Origin of the sequence: Leptospira montravelensis (genome assembly GCF_004770045.1) — a bacterium.
GTDB classification, from domain to species: Bacteria; Spirochaetota; Leptospiria; order Leptospirales; family Leptospiraceae; genus Leptospira_A; species Leptospira_A montravelensis.
This window is the reverse complement of sequence record NZ_RQFO01000016.1, coordinates 1-16,792: the sequence shown is the minus strand read 5'-3', so window position 1 is coordinate 16,792 and position 16,792 is coordinate 1. Positions and strand designations below refer to the sequence as shown.

Sequence of the window (16,792 nt, the reverse complement as noted above, 5' to 3'; positions counted from 1 at the left end):
CCTTTCTTTGTAGTGAAATCCTGAACACTGGTCTATAAAAATCGACATATGTCGATTAAATTTCTTGCCATATTTTTAACACTGTTTAGACTTATAAACCGAATTTGGTTTTGGACCTATCCTATGTAAGTCGCAAAACCTAAGCGAAAAACCGTTTTATTTAGAAATTTAGATTCGGAGAAAGTATATGAATTCCAAAAGAGAATCCCGAGTGCGCTTGGGTTTTACCATTGTTTGTAGTTTTCTGGTATTACATTGTTCTGACCAGAAACCATCCCCATCACCCATCCTTGGACTCGTGAACACAGGAACCACTGATAGTTCCCAGTCAGATTTGGTAAGCTCGTCTGGAGTGAGTCGAGCAATAGCACCATCGCTTGGTTCATCGCCCTATTTAGTCGGTGCGGGAATTTATGACATCACAGGCCCGGCAGCAGAAGTAGGGATGATGGGATTTGCAGAAAGTGCACAAAAGACAGAAGGGATTTATATGCGCCTTTGGTCAAGGGCCTATATCATTGGAGATTCATCCAAACGAGTTGTATTTGTCAGCGCTGACTTAGGAATGATTTTCCAATCCATCAAACAAGCGGTGAGTAAAAAAATTGCTTTGGATTCTGAACTTTCACCATATTACAACGAAGCCAATGTTTTATTGTCTGCCACACATACGCATAGCGGTCCTGGTGGGTATTCGCATTATTTTTTATACAATGCCACCACTGCTGGTTTTATTAAAGAAAATTATGATGTGATTGTGGATGGAATTTATCGTTCGATCAAATTAGCTCACCAAAACTTGGTTCCAGGAAATGTTTACATCAACCAAGGAAACCTAACAGATGCTAGCAAGAATCGCTCGCCTGTTGCTTATGATAAAAACCCAATCAGCGAAAGAAATTACTATGCATCGAATGTTGACCAAACAATGACATTGCTAAAGTTAGTTTCTGCCGACGGTAGAGAACTTGGAATGGTTAACTGGTTTGCGGTACATCCCACCAACGTGGGTCCAACCAATAAATTGATTGGTGGTGATAATAAGGGGCTTGCCTCTTATTTATTTGAAAAATCCAAAGGAGCCAATTATTCGTCCAACCAAACCTTTGTGGCAGCTTTTGCCCAATCGAATGCAGGCGATGTGACACCAAACCTTTGGGGTCCCGCTGATGGTGTGAATGATTATGCGCGCCAAAATATCATAGCAGAAAAACAGTTTAATAAAGCTCAGTCTCTTTATACCTCGGCTAATACTCCAGTGACTGGTCCTGTTGACTTTCGTCATACCTATGTTAACTTCTCCAATTTGTATATCAGTAGTATAGGAACCACTACTTGTCCTGCGGGAATGGGAGCATCTTTTTCTGCCGGTAGTGTGGAAGACAACGCTGTGTCTGTTGATTTTTTTGATGAAGGAACCACAGTAGATTCCCTCGATTGGAATACGAATACTGCCGATGCATTTAAAGCCAGTTTCCTTGGCGGATTTCTCGGTGTTTTATGGCCAACTTCTGTCAGTGAAGCCTATAAACTTTGCCATGCTGAAAAACCAGTCTTGATTCCTACTGGTGTTGCCAGTTTTGATGGAAATCCGTGGACTCCTCCAGTGATTCCTATGCAGATCATTAAAATTGGAAACTTAGCGATCCTTGCCATTCCTGCAGAAGTATCCACTATGGCAGGCAGAAGGCTTCGTTCTCTTGTGAAAAATGTTTTGGAAAACGATTATACTGTGATTGCTGGACTTTCCAATTCTTATACTTCGTATCTCACAACAAGAGAAGAGTATTCTTCACAACAGTATGAAGGTGCATCTACACAATTTGGACCGAATACTTTACTAGGATACGAACAAGAATTTGGTAAACTAGCAAGTGCTATGCGAAGCGGTGCAAGTTCACCTGCGGGTCCTACTCCACCAGACCTAACAAATTACCAAGCTACTTTTCAAACGGGAGTTGTATTTGATGATGTCCCTCTCTTTAAAAGTTTTGGAAATGTTGTGACACAGCCCGCAGCCTCCTATAGCAGTGGGGCCACAGTGAATGTTGTATTTTGGGGAGCTCATCCTAAAAACAATATGCTCATCGGTAGCAGTTTTGTGGATGTGGAAAAACAAAATGGATCTTCTTGGACGGTGGTAGCAAGGGATTACGATCCATCTACCACTTACAAGTGGCAAAGGGATGGAATTGCTTATTCCAAAATCAATGTTTCCTGGAAAACATCTTCCTTCCCATCCGGAACTTATCGAATCCGCCACAGGGGCCATTGGAAATCAGGATGGACTGGAGCCATCTCTGCTTACCAAGGAGTCACAAATCAATTCACCGTACAGTAAAATCTGAACTATCACTCACCTGGCCTTAAAAAAGGTCAGGTATTTTCTTTGCAACGGGATTGACTAGGGATGATTTTCTAGAAGGCTCGTAGTATGGATAAATTGGTAGACGCATCCTTATCCCCTGACCTTGCTTCAAGGCCTTTTAAATTCACTAGCAAACAAGGTAGAAATAGGCGCACAAGACTTTTGACCATTGCCTTAGAATTTCTTCGCGAGAAATCTCCTGAAGAGATTAGTTTTGCTGATATCTGTAAAGAAGCGAATATCCCAAGGCCTTCTGCCTATCATTTTTTTCCTAATGTAGAAGCCATATTTCATGGAATCAGATTGTTACATTCAGAAAGTTTGATTGAAAAATCACTTTTGTTGAAACGTGAAACCTTTGTTAGTTGGGAAAAGCATATTGAACGTTCTATCGATGTGGCCGTAGAAGTGACCAATAAGGAAATTGCATTCCCTCGTTTGATTTACGGTTATAGGATGAGTAACCCGGAGATGCGCCAAGTAGGTCAAGAATTAGATGCAAAACTAGCAAACCTAGCAAAACTCGGGCTCATGGATCGGTTCGAACTGCCAGAATTAGACCAAGCGGATCAAATCTTTGGTATTGCGTTTTCGATTGCAGACTCTTTATTAAAACTCTCTTACAGGACCTACGGGGATTTTACTCCTTGGATGGTGGGAGAAACAAAAAAAGCAACCATATCGTATTTAAAAAACTACTTACCAGAAATCTGCAAACCGAAATAGGAAATTGATCCTGAAAGTTTCGGGTTATACAGACTTCATTCCAACGTAGGCGTATTCTGTTACTGTTTGGATAAATTTTTCCATTTCTTTTAGATCGTTTTTCATCTGCAAACGACCTTCCAGAAATAACATAGCAATACCATGAATCATTGCCCAAGAGGCTAAGGTTTTTTCTCTAGTATTTCCTTTTTCTAAATGACCTAGGTTTTGTCCCATTCGGATGATTTCGTGTAACTGGCGATAGGTTCTTCTGGAAACTGCAAGTAATTTGGGATGGGTTTTTACATCCACTCCTGTCCCACCAAACATGATTCTTGCGAACTGTCTATTGGCCATAATAAATTGGAAGTAGGTCCAACCAAGAGCTAGGTATCTGCCCTTAAAATCTTTATCTGTTTTTTGTAATTCGTTTTGGTAGGTTTCAAAATACTTTTGAAAACCGATCTCGGCAATCGCAGCAAATAAGGCATGTTTGTTTTCAAAATGATGGTAACTTGCGACATGACTCACACCGGCATGTGCCGCAACCTTGCGAAGTGATATATCTTCTAAAGAAGTATTTTCTAAAAGTTCCACACCTGCTTGGATGAGGGCATCTTTTACATTCACTCCTTTATCTTTGGAAGGGCGACCCACTGTCTTTGTTTTCTTTGGTAAGGATTTTTTTTTCGAAACCGCCATTTCCCCAATTCTACGTTTCAGTCTTTTAGTGACTAGTGTTAATTACCGGTGGTAATTTTACGGCTTGCCTAAGTTGAATAAAATATTACCAATGGTAAATTATTCGGATTTAAGGATTTTTTACGAGTATGAATACAGCATTTTCACCTATTTCCATTGGAAACTTAACACTCCCCAATCGTTTTATTATGGGATCCATGCACCTGGGTGTGGAAGGAGAAACCGGCACTGCCGAAAGAATGGCTGCCTTTTATGGCAAACGTTTTGAGGGGGGAGTTTCTCTCATTGTGACTGGTGGGATCAGTGTGAATGAGGAAGGAAAAGGATCTCGTACTTTTTTTAACATCCAAAATCCAGACCATGCCAAAGAGTTAAAACGTATGAACGAACTTCTTTATGGCAAAGGAACCATGTGTGCCCAACTTTTTCATGCAGGTCGTTATGCCGCAGACAGAAATTGTGTGGCACCTTCGGCCATTCGTGCACCAATCAATCGTTATGTGCCAAAAGCCCTTACAGAAGAGGAGTGTTGGATAACCATCGAAGACTTCGGACTTGCTGCAAAACTGGCAAGGGAATCGGGGTTTGGTGCCGTCGAAATTATGGGAAGCGAAGGTTATCTCTTAAATCAGTTTTTTTCAGCAGTGACAAACCAAAGAGATGATTATTTTGGTGGAGATGCCAAAAGAAGGATGAACTTATCCATAGAAGTCCTCCGTGCCGTAAAAAAACAATTACCCGAAGGTTTTCCTGTAATCTTTCGAATGTCGGGAATTGACCTTATCCCTGGGAATCCAAGTTTTGAGGAAGTAATTCAGCTAGCACAAGTTTTACGAGATGAACAAGTCTCTGCACTTAACATCGGCATTGGTTGGCATGAATCAAGAATCCCAACCATAAGCCAACTGGTTCCAAGAGGAGCTTGGGTTTCTATCGCCAGTCGGATCAAAGAAAATACACCTGGTGTTCCTATCATTGCTTCCAACCGTGTCAATGATCCGATTACCATGCAAAGAGTTTTTGATGAAAACAGAGCCGATATCATTTCTATGGCAAGGCCATTCCTTGCTGATCCAGCCATCGTAAAAAAATTCCAAGAGGGAATGTCGGAACGAATCAACACTTGTGTGGCTTGTAACCAAGCTTGTCTTGATCATGCTTTCCAAGAAAAATTTGTATCTTGTATCGTAAATCCAGAGGCCGTACACGAATTAGAATATTCGAAACCGAAAACAAAGGATCCAAAAAAAGTTCTAGTGATTGGAACGGGACCTGCGGGCCTCGAAGCAGCACGAGCCAGTGCCAGTCTTGGACATAAAGTCACTTTAGTAGAAAAAGCAAAAGTCCTTGGTGGACAATTCCAACTGGCATCCAACATTCCAGGTAAGTCAGAGTTTAAAGAAACCATTCGTTATTTTACCAATGAACTTCCGGCACTTGGTGTAGACATTCGTTTGAATACAGATGCAACCTTAACATTGTTAGAAACAGAAAATCCCGATGTTACGATTTTTGCAAGTGGTGTAAAACCGCGTGAGTTTTCATTAAAAGGACTAGAAAATCTTCCGTTTGGAAATTATACTGAGTATCTTACGGGAAAATTCAAACCAGGCAAACGTGTTGCCGTGATTGGTGGAGGAGGGATTGGAGTGGATGTAGCTCACAGGTTGACAGAAGAGGAAGATCCTACTTTAATTTCATATGATAAAAAATACAATATCAGCTCTTTTACCAATGCGGGAGTTCAGAAGGAAAAAGCACACCGGGATGTAGCTGTGTTTCGAAGAAATGGAAAACACGGAGCAGGGCTTGGACCAACAACATTTTGGGCCCTCAAACAAGAGTTAGAGTCTGTGGGAGTTGAGTTCTATCATGGACTCACATACAAAGAGGTCACAAAAGAGGGTTTAAAAGTAGAATTAAAAAACGGAGAGGAATTTTTGTATCCTTGTGATTCTCTAATTTTGTGTGTTGGTCAGGAAAAGGAATCTTCTGTTTTAGAAGAATACCAATCCAAATACCCAAACAAACAAACCATCGTGATTGGTGGGGCAAAAGATCCAAGGAATATTGATGCCAAAAAGGCATTTTTAGAAGGTTTAGAAGCTGCGCATAGCATTCATTAGGAGATAAAATATGATCGCAAATAACTATTTTTCAGAAGACGAAGATTTACAGGTAATTTTTAACCAACTTTTGGATTGGGACTCCATCATCAAAGAAACCGAAGGGGAAGGTTTTTTTGACCACCAAACATTTGTAAAAACAAATAACCCTCGTTATGAAATGGCACCGTCCACAAAAGAAGAAGCCTTCGAATTATACACTTCCAGTTTGGATGCAATGGGAGATTTTTTTGGAAACGATGTCTCTCAAAAATCCCAAACCATGGATCGGAATGAACTAAAGTATTCCAATGGAAAGGTGATTTTCCCGAAAGAAACTATAGAGATCTACGAAAAATTTCGTAACACCGGCCTTATGGCATATTCTCTTTCTAGGGAAGCCGGTGGTCTTGCCTTCCCAGCAACTGTTGGCGCCTTGTATGCAATGCTTATGGCAAGAGCCGATGTTGCATTTTGTATGACAACCACCTTACTCAACTTAGCTCAAATTGTGGACCGCTTCGGAACCCCAGAACAAGTAGAAACCTATGCCACAAAGGCTGCCAATGGTGAATGTTTGTTTGCCATGTCACTCACGGAACCTGATTACGGATCAGATCTTAATAATGTAAGAACGGTTGCAGTCAAACAAGAGGATGGAAGTTACCGTTTAACAGGAACCAAACGATTTATCTCCCAAGGTTGTGGATTGGGTGACCATCCTGCTTTACTACTTACTTTGGCACGCACTGGAAAATCGGAAGGTGGTGCAAGAGGACTTTCCGTATTTATTGTTAAAAGTGAAGATGTATTTGTGGCAGGAATCGAAAAAAAGATGGGAATCCATGCTTCTCCTACTTGTGAGATCGTTTATGACAACACATATGGGGAAATTTTAGGGGAAGAAGGTCTTGGTCTCACTCGTTATACGGCAGGAATGACAAACTTTATGCGTCTTGTGAGTGCTTCCGGTGGATGTGGTGGGGGAGCTGCTGCATATTTTGAATGTGTAAAGTATGCGCAGGAAAGAAAACAATTCGGAAAACCCATTGGTGAAATTCCAGCCGTGGCAGAGATGATTCATAAAATCAAACGGGAAACAAACGCTATGCGTCTTCTCACTTTAGAAACGGCTCGAGTGATTGATATGTACCAACACCACCAAATCCGTATGGAAAAAGCTGGTAAAGATGACAGAGAAATCCGAAAAGATGAAAAGGTAAAATATTGGTCCACACTTGCCTCCACACTCACACCAATGGCAAAGTATTATAGTTCCGAAGAAGGACATAAATGTACAAATTTAGCAGTACAAGTGTTTGGTGGTGCCGGGTACACTGAAGATTACGATATCTCTAGAATGTTCAGAGATTCACGTATCAATACTATTTATGAAGGTACAAGCCAAATCCATGTTCGTATCGCTACTGGTGCCATCCTTGCTGGTATGGCTGGAGATGGAAACTTTCGTAAATATCTAAATTCTTTGAAAGCAGAAATTCCATCACCTTCCACCTTTCTTTTAGAACAAGAACGAGTCTTAGAAGAATCCATTCGTGTGATGCGTAACATTCAGGAAGAAGTAAAAAAAGAAACTGTGGCAGAAAACCTAATGATCCAAATGACTCGTTACATTTGTAGTTTGTTATACGAAAAATCCATTTCTAAAATCAAGGATTCTGAAGCTAGAGAAACTTGGGTAAAAGATTGCAAGGCATATGTGATTGATTGTGCCGCTATCGCTCAATCCTGTTTGTATCGAATTCAAAATTTTGGATAAACAGGGGATATAACATTTCACTTAGCGGTTGTTATGATTTTTTCGACAAGGTCCAAAATTCTTTGGATGGTAGCCGGATCTCCATAACCACCCGCAGTGGTAACGATCACCATATCTAAACTAGGGATGGAGAAAATGAGTTGGCCTCCATTCCCTAGTGCCAGTGACCAAGGGATTTTTTTCTCTAAAAAAATGGTTTCCCCGAGCCACCACTGGTAACCGTAACCAAGAGGCCTTTCGTCTTTTCTAAATACTTTTACCTCTGAATTTATTTGGTGTTTTAGGGAATCGTTTAACCATTGTTTTGAGACAATTTGTTTTCCTTTCCAGTTACCGCCATTTAAAACTAACCTTCCTATCTTTAACATATCTCTTGGTTTTAAACGAAGGCCAGCATGAGCAAGGGCTCTCCCATTTTGATCTTCCACCCATTCAAAGTTTTGAATTTCTAAAGGATCAAATAACCAATCTTTCGCCAATTCCTTTAATGATTTGCCAGTTTTCTGAATTAGAATCGAAGAAAGAACTGAAGTTCCACCTCCGTTGTAATTGAATTTAGTTCCTGGTGGATGTAACATGTTTCTATCAAAAACAAAACTTGGGATGTCTTTTTTCCATAGGAGTCTTGTCTCATCACTAAATAAAAATCCATACCTCCATTCTTCCCAATCGAGTCCACTACTCATTGTTAAAAGGTGTCTCCAAGTAATTTTTTGTTTTGGATCATCGGGGGGAATGGATAACTCTGGATAAAAAGAAAGAACTGGTAAATCTAATCTATTGATTATTTTTTTATCAATGGCAATCCCAAACAGTAATGAAACAACCGATTTACTGACTGACCTTACATCGTGTAAGGTGTTCACATCAAATTTTGTTTTTCCATCAAAAGGAAATCTTAGACCATAGCGTTTGTTAAATGGATGGTCTTTCCCTTCATTATAAACCTCTGCGACTATTTTCCCATGTCTTTCGATTAAAAACGAATGAAACTCGCTTTCCTCGGATCCAATTTCTTTCATATATAAACAAAACTTTTTTTGATCAAATTCGGATTCGATTGAATGCGAAATTTCCCAGTCATGATCGGCAATGGGTCTCGGGCAATCTTCAATGTTCGTTGGTTCCGTTTGGATCGAAAAACTTGTAAAAACAAATAGAAAAAATGCTACATTAATCAAATACTTTCTTTGGTTCATTATTTGTGTCCAAGGACATTCGTTCAGAAATGATAAATGAAAGAAAATTGAAGGGAAATCAAAAAATAGAATGAATATAAAAAATTTCCAAAGTGAAAAATCGGTGAAGGGGTTGACTTACATCTAAATTTGTTAAAGAATTCGGCTGAGGTTTTTTATGAAAAAAATTCTAACAGTTTTGACTGGTTTAACCTTTCTTGCGGTGACTTCCGTATTTGCTCATGACCACGATGGCCACGGAAGAAATGCGATGGCAGGGGATCATTTCAAAAAAATGGATTCCAGCGGTGACAATAAGGTCTCTAAAGAAGAATGGCAAAAGTTCCATGATGGGTTTTTCACCGAACTTGATAAAGACGCTGATGGATCGGTAACTCTCGAAGAGATGAAATCCGCACGTATGGAAAAGAAGGAAGAAAAAAAAGAGGAAATGAAAGAAAAAGCCAAAGAGGCAAAAACAAAGAAAAACGATAAAAAGAAAAAAACTGCCGAATAACAACCGTTTGGATCGGGGCGCCTCGAACCGGATGGTTATAATAAATCCATTGAGGGCTCGACCGGGCTCTCCGCTCCAATCTTTGCACCATAGTGCAAAGTATTTCCGCTACGATCCCTGGCGCATGGGTTTCATTTTTTTATCGTGAATATAATAGAAAATTCGTTTAGCTGATTCAACTACTGCCAAATAAATGACAACCATCAAAGCCAAAATCGCATAAAACTCCATAGGTGGCGGAACTAATCCAAAATAAGAACCAACGGATGTGAATGGCAAAAAAGCTCCAATTCCTGCAACACTTAAAGATACAATTGCAAGTATTCGATTAGGCATACTTTTAATCGGATTTCCTTTTGTCCGAATGATAAAGATAACCAATACTTGTGTACAAAGAGATTCCACAAACCAACCCGTTTGGAATAACGCTTCGTTTGCGTTTAAAATGATAAGCATGACGTAGAAAGTTAAAAAATCAAAAGCAGAACTAATGGGTCCAATGGTTAACATAAAATTACGGATAAAACCAATGTCCATAATGCGAGGTGCTTTCAATTCTTCTTGGTCTACTTTATCAAGGGGAATTGGTACTTCAGAAAGATCATATAAAAAGTTATTGAGAAGAATTTGTGTGGGTAACATTGGTAAAAAAGGGAGAAACAATGCTGCCCCTGCCATACTAAACATATTTCCAAAATTAGAACTTGTTCCCATCATTATGTATTTCATAATATTCCCAAAAGTCCTCCTTCCTTCCATAACGCCTTCGTATAAAACATGTAAATCATGATCTAACAAAATCATATCCGCGGCTTCTTTTGCCACGTCAACCGCTGTATCGACCGACAGTCCGATGTCAGCGGAATGAAGCGAAGGAGCATCGTTTACACCATCACCCAAATATCCAACAACATGACCTCTTTGTTTTAAGGCTAAAATAATTCTGTTTTTCTGAGATGGATTCATTCGACAAAATAAGTTGGTGTTTTCCGCTTTTACTTGGAGCGCGGTATCTTCCATTTTATCGATATCTTTACCTGTTAAGACTCCTAAAATCGGTATTTTCAGTTCAGAACAAACATGTTGAGACACAAGTTCACTATCACCTGTTATGATTTTTACAGAGACACCAATATCATTTAGCGCAGATAAGGCGGACTTTGCACTTTCTTTTGGTGGATCTAAAAATGCAGCAAATCCCGAAAGTGTTAATTCTGTTTCATCACTAACGACAGCATGATTGTGTTCAATTGTTTCTTCTCTCCATGCAATTCCCAATACGCGAAATCCCTCCATTTCAAGTGCAGTATATATCGACCTGATTTTTTCCAGAGCATTGGAATCTATTGTTTTTGTAGTTTTATTGTCTGTTTCATAATGGGTACAAAGTTGAATGATCTCTTCTGGCGCACCTTTTACCACAAGTATACGTTTTTTGTTTTCAGAATGATTGATTAATACAGAAACTCGCCTTCTTTCAAAATCAAAAGGAACCTCATCAATTTTAGTCCATTGTTCTACAGAAATTTCATCATGTTCAAGGATTGCTTCATCTAAAGGACTTTTTAAACCGGTTTCAAAATAACTGTTAAGAAAGGCCAATTCTAATACGCGATGACTTACTTCTCCATTTAGGTTTACATGTTTTTCTAATTTGATTTTGGCTTCCGTTAGAGTCCCCGTTTTGTCTGTACAAAGTGTATCCATTGAACCAAGATTTTGGATTGAGGAAAGTTGTTTTACGATGACTTTCTTTTTAGCCATCATCATAGCACCACGTGAAAGAGTAATAGAAATTACCATCGGTAATAGTTCCGGTGTTAACCCGACAGCCAAAGCAACGGCAAATAAAAAAGAATCTAACCAAGGTTTGAGTAAAATAGCGTTTACTAAGAGGACAAAAAGTACAAGAAGTACTGTCATTCTCATAATGAGAGATCCAAACTTTTCTGTCCCTACCTCAAATGAGGTTGGAGGAGGTGTTTTACTTAGATTTTCAGCAATCGTACCCATGGCCGTATTCAAACCTGTGTTCACAATGAGAATTTTGGCACTCCCGCTAATGACAGTGGTTCCCATAAATACAGCATTAGAGGCATTTGTGATATCATTAGCCTCTGAATTTAGTTCACCGGGTTTTTTTTCGATGGGATAGGTTTCTCCTGTAAGTAAAGCCTGTTTAACAAAAAAATCATTTGCATCTAACACCCGTCCATCGGCCGGAATCATATCACCTGCGGAAAGTAAAACAACATCACCTGGTACAATTTGTGCCACGGGAGAACTGATCTTATTTCCATCCCTGACTACTGTTGTGCGAATAGAAACGGAATGCCGTAGACTTTCAGCAGATTTTTCTGCTTTATGTTCTTGGAAAAAATCTAAGAGAACACTAAAAAAAACCAAAACGGTAATGATTAAAAAATTGGAAATTTCTCCCATGAAGGCAGAAACTCCACTAGCAAAAAGTAGAAGTAGAATTAAAGGATTTCTAAACTTTGTTATTATTTGTCGCCATATTGGTTTGGTTTTTCGAATGGCAAATTGATTGGCTCCAAATTGCTGTAACCGAACGGCTGCATTGTCTGAACTGAGACCTAAGTTATCTACTTTTAGGTAAGATAAGGTTTCATTTAAAGAATTCAGCCACCAGGTGGATGTATTAAAATTGGGCTGCATCAATAAACCTCAAATAAGAACAAATAGGTAAATGTAGTTTTTATAAAAATGGTTCACTTAGCGCTTACAGTCAATCACATGATTTCTTTCGATTGACGTTTGCAATTGAAAGGAACCAAATAGATATTACAGAAATCCTATGAAAGTGAAAAAAGCTAAAGCCAAAGTAACAAAAAAAACGAATCGTTCTGACCAACAAACAAAGAAACAAACCATTGTTTCCAAAAGAACATCCAACGAAAAAAGTGTAGTTTCGCTTTCGGTACCTAATCCATCAATAGATTTGCATCAATCCACTAGTGAACTCATTGATACCATTCATGAATATTCTATTGGGCATGAAATTGCAAATGCTGTCACACATGGAATTGGAGGTGGCCTAAGTATCGCTGGACTTTCCCTTCTGTTGACAGTTGCAGTTTTGTATGGAGATGTTTGGCATATTGTAAGTTCTGCCATTTACGGGGCAACACTTATCCTTCTATATCTTGCCTCCACTCTTTATCATGGAATTTATCATACCGCTACAAAACGCATCTTTAAAGTGATAGATCATGCTTCCATTTATTTGTTAATTGCGGGAACGTATACGCCATTTACGCTTGTTAGTTTGCGCGAAAGTTCAGAGTGGGGTTGGACATTATTTCTTGTAGTATGGATTTTGGCATTTACAGGAGTCATTTTGTTGTTGTTGTTTCCAGGAAAATATAGTGGCGCTCGCGTTGTTGTATATATCTTAATGGGTTGGCTTGCCATTTTTGTGATCAAAGACATTCGTCAAGCGATCGGGATTGGTGGTATTTCTTGGCTTGTCGCAGGTGGTCTTAGTTATACGGTTGGGGTGATATTTTATCTTTGGGATCGATTGCCATTCAACCATGCTATTTGGCATCTCTTTGTTCTCTCGGGAAGTCTTTGTCATTTTTTTGCAATTTTGTTTTATGTTTTACCACCGATCAGAAATTAAAAATAGAATTGTTAATGAGTTGCTCTCCATTTAAATTCGGAAAGGCCAGTGAACCAAAAGGTTGTAAATTTCTAGTTTAACATCCGGTTTCACACTTGAAAATATAAAGTTTTGATAAGTGGGATCAAGCTAATGTTGATCTCACTTAAACTATGTTAATTGATTATATCAATTACTACATTACCTTTTTTGTGTCCAGCTTCTACATATTGGTGTGCCATTGACATTGATTCAAGGGGAAAAGATTTATCGATTACCACTTTAAATTTTCCCTTTTTAGCGAGTTCAGTGATATAATTCAGATTTTCTAAAGTTTCTTTGATTGGTCCAAATTTTATTTGGATTCCCCGAGATAAGGAAATCCATGCAGCTTGAAACATATCTTTAAAAGATGCTCCGACTAATACTAATACTCCGCCTTTTGTAAGGTGTTTTAAATTGGAAGGAATGGATGATTTACCAACACATTCAAATACAACATCATAGGTTTTGTTATGTGATTCAGAATGAAAACTATCATAATCCATTACAAAATCTGCACCGATTGATTTTACTAAAGAGAAATTTCCTGCACTACAAACTGCTGTGACAACGGCTCCCATATGTTTTGCCAATTGGATTGTGGCTGTTCCGACTGAGCTTGAGGCCCCATAAATAATTATGGTTTGATCTTTTTGAATCTTAGATTTTTGAAGGAAGTCGATCGCTGTTAAACTACCAAATGGCAAAGCAGCACCTTGTGGGAAGGATATTTCTTTGGGAAGTGTAGTCATAACCGACGATTCATTGATACAAATGTATTCCGCATAACCTCCCATTTGCATTCCAGTGGATCCAAAAACTTTGTCTCCGATTTGAAATTTTGTCACGTTTTTACCAACGGCATCCACCACTCCTGCAAAGGAAATTCCAAGGACAGGTTGTTTTGGTTTCAAAATTCCAAAAAACAATCGGACGAGTTTCGGATCGGGTTTACGCAGGCGCCAATCAGCAGAATTAACGGCGCCATTGTGATTTTGGATCCGAATTTCATTTTTTTGGGGGGAAGGGATTTCCCAATTTTCCACTCGAAACACATCCGGGGATCCATACTTTCTTGCGGTGACTACTCTCAATGGTAATTTCTCCTGAAATCACTATTTATACTTACACCGTAAGTAAGTCAAGGAAATTTATTTCTATATGAATTCTTGCTAAAAACAATAGAAATATAGTGGAATTTGTGATATAAAATATAAAAGGAGAAGACGTGGATAAAAAAAAGAAACCCAGATTATCGTCTGCGAAGCTCTCTAAAAAAGTTAAAAAAAGACAGACATTATCTCGGATTTTAGTTTTAGAATCTGCCATTCGCATTGCTGATGAGTTCGGTTTGGAAGAATTATCAATGCGCCATTTAGCATCCAGTTTGGGTGTGGAAGCCATGTCATTATACAATCACGTAAAAAATAAAGACGAAGTTTTGGATGGAATCGTGGATCTTGTGATTTCAAAAATCACATTACCTTCGATAGGTGAAGATTGGAAACAAGAAATGATAAAAAGAGCAAAGTCTGCTCGCGAAATTTTAATTTTACATCCTTGGGCCACTTCTCTTATTGTTTCTCGTATGAATGTCGGAGTTAGTATGTTGACATACTTTGACAGAACACTTGGTTGTTTACATTCGGCAGGATTTTCTATGCAGACCGCCGATCACATTATCAATACAATCGACAGTCATATTTATGGATTTATTCTACAAGAATTGAATTTTCCCATTGATCCTAATGAATACGCAAAAGAAGCTTCAGGGTTTTTGCCTCAGTTGGAGAAGAGTCATTTTTCTCATTTAACCAATTTAACAAGAGAAGTGATATCTGGTAAATATAATGGACTTCATGACTTTGAATTTGGTTTAAATTTGATTTTGGATGGATTGGAAAAACTTAGGATGGAACGAAAATAAAGTAGGAATATTTCCTGATCCTTACTCTATAAGAATAAGGGATCAGGTTTTTTCTTCGTTGTCCGATTTAGATTTTTTTAATTCACAATAGCTTTCGTTAATTGAGTTTGTTATAATGAAAATAACTTAACCATTGAAAATTTTTAAAATATAAATCTAAATGGCAAACACACTTTGAAATGTAAAATAACTTGAGTTAGGTTTGAAATCGTATCTATGATACAGATCGGTTTCATACGGATTGTTTTTTTGATTTCTGATAGCATCCCCTGCATAAAGAGAACTTGCACCAAACCAAAACGAAACATTTTCAAAAGGTGTCACTATATAGATAAAATTAATTTCTGTAGCAACGTGTTTTCCTAGTTTAGGTCGGTTTTGGTTGTATGCTTCCGTGTTAAAGTAATCTTCTGTTGAAGCGGTTTCTCCAGTAGCTTTGCTTCCCGCCACATAATTATTGTTATCGTAATATCCATCTTGGAGTTTTACTTTATAGTACCAATGAGGATTTAGAATAAATGTTCCCCACTTCCCTGAATCATATTTTATATTGATGGAGTAGTCTTTGATGTTTTGCCAAAAAACCATTCCTGAGTTTCCATTTCCAGAAAATGCAAGTCCCGCCCCTGCCATCCGTCTAGTGGCAAACAGTGGGTTATAAGTGGCTACACTTCCATCATTTCGGTTGGGGTCTCCCGATGCTTGGACATATTGAACGCCAATGCGAAACTCTTTTACAGGCGTGTAACCTAATTGTACTGCTACAATGTTTGCTTTATATTGTACAGGCGAGGATAAAGGAGGATCTTCTCCAGTCTTTTTATTAGTAGTGTATGTTCCCTTTTGGTTCAGCCAGTCTGGGGAAACTCGTTCGCCAGTAAACCCTGTTTGCCAAGCAGCTTCCACCATCCAATCGATACCAGTATCGGTTGTGATCATATTTCCTTTGGTACGATTGGTGAGTCGAAAGCCAGTTGTATTGAGTTGGTCTGGGCCTCGGTAGTAAATATCTGACCCATAATTTACAGTGGTATTAGTAGCCTTTTGTTTTTGTTTATACAATGTGAAATTATACAAATCGATTCCCAACCAATCCCAAGGTTTGAATCCCAAATGAGCGCCGTAATAGGAGGCATTTCCAGGTCCACCCACTCTCGTAGAATTATTGGAAACAAGACTATTCGCATTATTTTCTGAACCTACAACAGCTCCGAAAAAATCGATACTATGTTTTTGAATGGTGATGGTTGTCCGAACGGCATCAAAAGAATTTCCATTCAAACTATCATTTCTGGAACCTAGAATCCTTCCGTCTCCAAAGTCTATAATTTGGCGTCCTGTTCTGACACGAAAGATTTGGTTGGTTGTTTTTAAATCGACAAAGGCTTCCCGAAACCCAGTGTAATTGTTGATCGGCACTTCTTTTTGTTTCGAAGTGTCGATGGTTGTGCCACCATTGGGAATGATACCTAATCTTTGGTCTGAGGTTCCATTCAGAACCTCTCCTCCCCAAAGTCTTACATCTTGTAAGGTAATTTTAAAAGCTACATTAGGAGATACATCACCAATAAGATAAAACTGAGTTTGATTACTTACTGTATTTCTATTATCTGGAGTAGAGCGATCGAAGTCCGTATTATATTGTGAATCAGCTTTAGGACGAATTCCAAATCCCACCCGAAATCGGTCGGCAAACCAAAGGTTAGTATTTTCTTGTAACGCCTTTCTTTGTTTTGCGGTGATTTGTAAACTTTTTAGGTATTCTCCCGTTAGATTCCCTTTCATTGGACTTACATACTCCGCTGGTTCTTCTGGAGGGGGAGGAGGTGGTGGTGGCGTAGGC

Annotated in this window: 12 protein-coding genes; 7 read left to right on the top strand and 5 right to left on the bottom strand. The window is 38.8% G+C overall.

Annotated features, from left to right (window positions below; genetic code table 11):
- The first annotated feature begins 187 nt into the window (after window positions 1-187).
- Complete coding sequence (locus tag EHQ31_RS10540) at window positions 188-2,341, top strand: neutral/alkaline ceramidase (RefSeq protein ID WP_135573924.1); 2,154 nt, start codon at window positions 188-190, stop codon at window positions 2,339-2,341.
- Between the two features lie 93 nt (window positions 2,342-2,434).
- Window positions 2,435-3,094, top strand: coding sequence for a TetR/AcrR family transcriptional regulator (locus EHQ31_RS10535; RefSeq protein WP_135573926.1), 660 nt, complete (start codon window positions 2,435-2,437; stop codon window positions 3,092-3,094).
- 24 nt (window positions 3,095-3,118) lie between these two features.
- Here EHQ31_RS10535 and EHQ31_RS10530 read toward each other — a convergent pair whose 3' ends face one another.
- Window positions 3,119-3,775: a TetR/AcrR family transcriptional regulator gene (locus tag EHQ31_RS10530; RefSeq protein ID WP_135573928.1), complete on the bottom strand. Its 657-nt coding sequence runs from the start codon at window positions 3,773-3,775 to the stop codon at window positions 3,119-3,121.
- 128 nt (window positions 3,776-3,903) lie between these two features.
- On the opposite strand from EHQ31_RS10530, the gene EHQ31_RS10525 reads away from it, so the two are divergent.
- Window positions 3,904-5,901, top strand: coding sequence for an oxidoreductase (locus tag EHQ31_RS10525; RefSeq protein WP_135573930.1), 1,998 nt, complete (start codon window positions 3,904-3,906; stop codon window positions 5,899-5,901).
- Between the two features lie 10 nt (window positions 5,902-5,911).
- Window positions 5,912-7,660, top strand: a complete 1,749-nt coding sequence (locus tag EHQ31_RS10520) for an acyl-CoA dehydrogenase family protein (protein ID WP_135573932.1) — start codon at window positions 5,912-5,914, stop codon at window positions 7,658-7,660.
- Between the two features lie 17 nt (window positions 7,661-7,677).
- On the opposite strand, the gene EHQ31_RS10515 is transcribed toward EHQ31_RS10520, so the two are convergent.
- Window positions 7,678-8,859 (bottom strand): serine hydrolase domain-containing protein, encoded by a 1,182-nt coding sequence (locus EHQ31_RS10515; protein ID WP_135573934.1) that lies wholly within the window; start codon window positions 8,857-8,859, stop codon window positions 7,678-7,680.
- A gap of 157 nt (window positions 8,860-9,016) precedes the next feature.
- Between EHQ31_RS10515 and EHQ31_RS10510 the strand changes: the two genes are divergently transcribed.
- Window positions 9,017-9,355, top strand: coding sequence for an EF-hand domain-containing protein (locus EHQ31_RS10510; protein ID WP_135573936.1), 339 nt, complete (start codon window positions 9,017-9,019; stop codon window positions 9,353-9,355).
- A 108-nt stretch (window positions 9,356-9,463) separates the two neighbouring features.
- Here the strand turns inward: EHQ31_RS10510 and mgtA are convergent, their stop codons facing one another.
- A complete protein-coding gene (mgtA, locus tag EHQ31_RS10505) occupies window positions 9,464-12,034 on the bottom strand; it encodes a magnesium-translocating P-type ATPase (RefSeq protein ID WP_135573938.1) in 2,571 nt (856 codons plus the stop codon).
- A 139-nt stretch (window positions 12,035-12,173) separates the two neighbouring features.
- Between mgtA and trhA the strand changes: the two genes are divergently transcribed.
- Window positions 12,174-13,001: a PAQR family membrane homeostasis protein TrhA gene (trhA, locus tag EHQ31_RS10500; RefSeq protein ID WP_135573940.1), complete on the top strand. Its 828-nt coding sequence runs from the start codon at window positions 12,174-12,176 to the stop codon at window positions 12,999-13,001.
- A gap of 155 nt (window positions 13,002-13,156) precedes the next feature.
- Here the strand turns inward: trhA and EHQ31_RS10495 are convergent, their stop codons facing one another.
- On the bottom strand, window positions 13,157-14,116 hold the full coding sequence (locus tag EHQ31_RS10495) for an NAD(P)-dependent alcohol dehydrogenase (RefSeq protein ID WP_135573942.1): 960 nt from the start codon (window positions 14,114-14,116) through the stop codon (window positions 13,157-13,159).
- A 134-nt stretch (window positions 14,117-14,250) separates the two neighbouring features.
- On the opposite strand from EHQ31_RS10495, the gene EHQ31_RS10490 reads away from it, so the two are divergent.
- Window positions 14,251-14,949, top strand: a complete 699-nt coding sequence (locus EHQ31_RS10490) for a TetR/AcrR family transcriptional regulator (RefSeq protein ID WP_135573944.1) — start codon at window positions 14,251-14,253, stop codon at window positions 14,947-14,949.
- Window positions 14,950-15,105: 156 nt separating this feature from the next.
- Here the strand turns inward: EHQ31_RS10490 and EHQ31_RS10485 are convergent.
- Window positions 15,106-16,792 (bottom strand): alginate export family protein (locus EHQ31_RS10485; protein ID WP_135582929.1); only part of this gene is annotated, 1,687 nt, incomplete at its 5' end.